At 56.6% G+C, this 1,817-nt stretch carries 2 protein-coding genes; one reads left to right on the top strand and one right to left on the bottom strand.

All coding sequences use genetic code 11. The annotated features are described in order from the left end of the window. A partial coding sequence (locus ORS3428_RS33720) for a hypothetical protein (protein ID WP_210185681.1) occupies positions 1–244 on the top strand: 244 nt, incomplete at its 5' end. Positions 245–291: 47 nt separating this feature from the next. Here the strand turns inward: ORS3428_RS33720 and ORS3428_RS05100 are convergent. After that, positions 292–1,722 carry a dicarboxylate/amino acid:cation symporter gene (locus ORS3428_RS05100; RefSeq protein ID WP_071095204.1) on the bottom strand — a complete coding sequence of 477 codons (1,431 nt, stop codon included), beginning with the start codon at positions 1,720–1,722 and terminating at the stop codon, positions 292–294. Positions 1,723–1,817: the final 95 nt, after the last annotated feature.

Raw genomic sequence — 1,817 nt, 5'->3', positions numbered from 1 at the left:
CAAGACGTTTTTCACTCTGTTGTCTCCCGATTTGACGCGGAAGGTCCTTACTTCAGACGAAGCTAGAAGCGATCAAAACAACGGCATATTTTTGCGAGCAACCGCTTTCTGCGGGGATATAAATATGGTTTCTACAGGCAGACTGGATTCTACATACTTCTCTGGTATTAATAATATCTACGACATCTCAGGCAGCAGTATATCCATTTGCTCTTGTGCCTATGCTTACTCTTACGTGTTGTAGGTGAGTTCTCGCTGGTATTTAGCCGGCTTTCGGCGCGTTTGTTTTCATCAATCCGCGAGTCCTCGCTTGGTGTCTGCGGCTCGCCCGTGCTGTGGTGGTGACCGATCCGGCGAAGGGACGACTCGCAACGAGGCGGCCTCACTTGGCGGCTGCGGGACGCGTGGCTGGCCGGCCAATGTCTCGGCAAGATGACGCCCTGCAAACGCCGCTTCCAACTGCACCTGATCCAATTCGCCYTCCCAACGGGCGACCACGAGCGTTGCCACGGCATTGCCGATGATGTTCGTAAGGGCCCGGYACTCGGACATGAAACGGTCGATACCGAGGATCAATGCCATGCCAGCCACCGGAACGGACGGCACCACAGAAAGAGTAGCGGCCAGTGTGACGAAGCCGGCGCCGGTGACCCCCGCCGCCCCCTTAGAGGAAAGCATCGCAACGAGCAGCAATAGGATCTGATCGCCGATCGAGAGATCCGTATTCGTCGCCTGGGCGATAAAGAGGGCCGCAAGCGTCATATAGATATTGGTGCCGTCCAAATTGAAGGAATATCCCGTCGGAATGACCAGCGCTACGACTGAACGCTTGGCGCCAGCCTTCTCCATCTTCTCCATGAGAGTGGGCAGCGCGGCCTCCGAGGAGGACGTTCCAAGAACCAATAGCAGCTCTTCCTTGATGTATCGGATGAGAGAGACGATCGAGAAGCCATTGTAACGGCAGACCGCGCCGAGAACGATAAACACGAATAGAAAGGCCGTGACGTAGAACGTCCCGACCAACATTGCGAGATTGACGACGGAGCCGATGCCGTACTTGCCGATTGTGAAGGCCATGGCGCCGAACGCGCCGATCGGGGCAGCCTTCATCAGGATGCCAACGAGCGCAAAGACCGGCACAGTGAGCGCCTGGAGGAAGGAACTGATCGGCTTGCCCATCTCTCCAACCATCGCAAGCGAAATGCCAAACAGGACCGAGAAGAAAAGGACCTGAAGGATATCGCCGTCTGCAAAGGCGGCCACAATCGTGGTCGGAATGATGTTCATCAGAAAGTCCGTCACGGACTGCTCGTGGGCCTTTGCGGCATAGGGATTGACGGCTTGGATATCGATCGAGGCCGGATCAATGTTCAGGCCGGCGCCGGGTTGAACGACATTGGACATGATGAGGCCGACGATCAGTGCCAGAGTCGAGAAGGTGAGGAAATAGACCATCGCCTTGCTGGCTACCCGTCCGACCTTTTGAAGGCTGTGCATGCCGGCGATGCCGGTCGCGACGGTCAAAAAGATTACCGGTGCGATGATCATCTTGACGAGCTTGATGAAGGCGTCGCCAAGCGGCTTCATGTTTTCGCCGATTTCGGGGTTGAAATGGCCGAGCGCGACGCCCAGTGCGATGGCGGCAATCACCTGCACGTAAAGCCGTGCATAGAAAGGCTTGCGAGGCGGGACATTTGCGTTGGGGCCCTTTGCGGTCAACATAAATCTCTCTCCCAGACCGGATCTTGGCACTGCCTCTTCTCCCCGGGTTATTCCCGATCGCTGCGCTCCGGTCGAACGCTGCTGCGCTGTTCGTC

It is taken from the genome of Mesorhizobium sp. ORS 3428 (assembly GCF_001854785.1).
Classification (GTDB): domain Bacteria; phylum Pseudomonadota; class Alphaproteobacteria; order Rhizobiales; family Rhizobiaceae; genus Mesorhizobium.
The sequence above is the reverse complement of the archived record's forward strand: the minus strand, read 5'-3'. Positions and strand labels throughout refer to the sequence as shown.